We start from the raw sequence: 2341 nt of genomic DNA on the forward strand, positions 1-2341 counted from the left end.
GGACCGCCTTGCCGTCTGGTCTGTCCAACTCGTAGCCCTCCACCCACGCCCACCCGGGGTAGGTCGGCCGATCGAGGACCCGGATCACCCGGACCGTGATCGGGTGAACGAACTGCGGAGAGTAGCGCCGATCCAGGCGAACAATGCTCCCTGCCTTCAGTTCGACGCTGTTTGCTGCCCGCGTGGCTACAGCCTGGCCGGTCACCTCAGGTGCCCAATCACCACAGCGGCGACGACGACCAGGAACACGAGCGCTGCTGTCAGTTTCTGGCGACGCGTCGGTATTCCGGGCGCGGCGTCCCCCTCCGGCGTTGGCACCCGGTCCCCGTCCGGCACCGGGGGTGCCCCGTATGGATCGCGGTTACGGTGCAGCTCCTGATGCCCACTGTCGTCTGCCATCACAGCCTCCGCAGGCCGGCAAACCGTCTAAGTCCGCGCGCTTTCACCACTGGCCCCCGTTCGCCCGCCAGATCTGGGCGGGCGTGAGCCACCCAACCCGACCGGGCTGGAGGAATGCCGCGGTCGGCTGGGTCGCCCATGACGGCGGGGCGACACCTCGGGCCCGGGGTGTCGGCTGCACTGGAGTGTCGTTCCGGGGGTTGCGGCGACGGCGCAGAAAGCGGAACAGCATGGCTATCTCCTCGGTGGCTGGAAGGCCGCTCCACCTCGGGCGAGTGAAGCGGCCAGGCGAGGCCCACCCCGGTCCAGCGACAGTGGAGCAAGCACGCACTGCAACCACTCTCTGCCCCAGGGGGTAGCGTTGCAATCATTTAGGCTGGGACATATCACGATGGGTGTCCTACTCTTGGGAGTAGGCCGAAATCAGTTCCACGCTCGGTAGACGGACTGCTCCAATTTGAGACAGGAGGCCGAATGACTCATTCCGGATCATCCATACCGCGTAGGCAGCTCGGGCGGTACCTGAAGCAGGGCCGCGAGGAAGCCGGTCTGTCCCTGGAGGCCGCTGGCGAGGCGCTGGAGTGGTCGCGGTCCACCATGTACCGGATTGAGGGCGGTGGGTCGGCCGTCAAGGCACGCGATGTCGCGGCCATGTGCGCCCTGTATGGCATGCCCTCCGAGATGACCTCGGCCCTGATTGCCCTAGCGGCTGAGACCAAGGCCAAGGGCTGGTGGCACGCCTACGGCGATACCTTGCCGGCTTGGTTTGAGCTGTACGTAGGGATGGAGTCGGCAGCGTCGCGTTTGCGGCACTGGGAGCCGGACATGATCCCCGGGCTACTCCAGACGAGAAGGTATGCCGAGCACCTGCTCCAGTCACATCCGGGACTCACAGAGCGGGAGATCGGGCACCTCGTCGAGCTGCGCATGGAGCGCCAGAGGATCTTGGCGCGGAGGAAGCCAGATCCTCCGCGCCTAGACGTGATCGTGAATGAGGGCGTACTGCGCCGGCCGATGCCCGGCATGGCGGAACAGCTTAACCACCTGCACAACCAGGTGATCGCCGAGGTCGCAACGATCCGAATCGTGCCCTTGAACACGAGCCCAAACTATGCCCTCGCCGGCGGTGACTTCGTCTTGTTGGAATTTCCGACGATCGGTGTTCGTACCCCAGAGCCCACGACCGTCTACAGTGAGTCACTGACAGGCGCGTTGTACCTCGACAAGGCGGCAGAGGTTGCGGCGTACTCTGTGAGATGGAGAATGCTGGAGAGTCTGTCGCTCGATGCAGACCAATCGGCCGACCTGTTGGCCATGATTGCCAAGGAGATGTCACGATGAGTAACTTTATCGGTGCTGTGTGGCGTAAGAGTAGCCGCAGCGGTGGCACCGGTGGCAACTGTGTGGAGGTGGCCGACAACCTCTCCGGCGTCGTGGGCGTCCGGGATAGCAAGGACCCGACCGGCCCGGCGCTGGTGTTCGGGCCGGCGGCGTGGCGGTCGTTCGTCGCCTGGCTCCCCGAGCAGCACTGACCACCGCAACCTCCTAGAAATGCAAAGCCCCAACCCGGGGTCCGGGTTGGGGCTTTGCTGTGCTACCGGGCTTCGGCTACTGCGGACGCCCGCGAATCAGAGCCCAAAGCCCTGCTGTACAGATCACCGCAGTCCACCAAAAGGCTTTGGCCAGTGGCGAAGCCTTGCGAATGACACTCGACATCACGATCTCCTCGCCTCCACAAGCCCCAAGAGCTTAGCCGGCCCAGCGGTTCCGTTCGATCGAAATTCCGACAGTCCGGCCCGCCGAACGGGTTAGGTCCCGCACCTTTTTGGCCCCCTTTGCGCACACATGATGCTTACTTTTTCGGCTTCTTGCTGGCCTTTGCCTGCATGTACACTGCCAGTAGGTTCGCGCTGGCGTGGACCAGCTCGGGACACTGGTCGTC

At 64.4% G+C, this 2341-nt stretch carries 4 protein-coding genes; 2 read left to right on the forward strand and 2 right to left on the reverse strand.

The genetic code is table 11. From position 1 onward, the window contains the following. Positions 1 to 205: hypothetical protein (locus tag T398_RS26705; protein ID WP_496450566.1), on the reverse strand; the 205-nt coding region annotated here is incomplete at its 3' end. Continuing rightward, on the reverse strand, positions 202 to 399 hold the full coding sequence (locus T398_RS26710) for a hypothetical protein (protein WP_496450567.1): 198 nt from the start codon (positions 397 to 399) through the stop codon (positions 202 to 204). The genes T398_RS26710 and T398_RS26705, both read right to left, overlap by 4 nt. A 474-nt stretch (positions 400 to 873) precedes the next feature. Between T398_RS26710 and T398_RS26715 the strand changes: the two genes are divergently transcribed. Together T398_RS26715 and T398_RS26720 are read left to right on the forward strand one after the other, a co-directional pair. Next, on the forward strand, positions 874 to 1740 hold the full coding sequence (locus T398_RS26715; protein WP_496450568.1) for a helix-turn-helix domain-containing protein: 867 nt from the start codon (positions 874 to 876) through the stop codon (positions 1738 to 1740). Continuing rightward, positions 1737 to 1931, forward strand: a complete 195-nt coding sequence (locus T398_RS26720; protein ID WP_496450569.1) for a DUF397 domain-containing protein — start codon at positions 1737 to 1739, stop codon at positions 1929 to 1931. Before T398_RS26715 ends, T398_RS26720 begins: the two co-directional genes overlap by 4 nt. The last annotated feature ends 410 nt before the right edge of the window (positions 1932 to 2341 follow it).

Source organism: Salinispora goodfellowii (assembly GCF_059570675.1).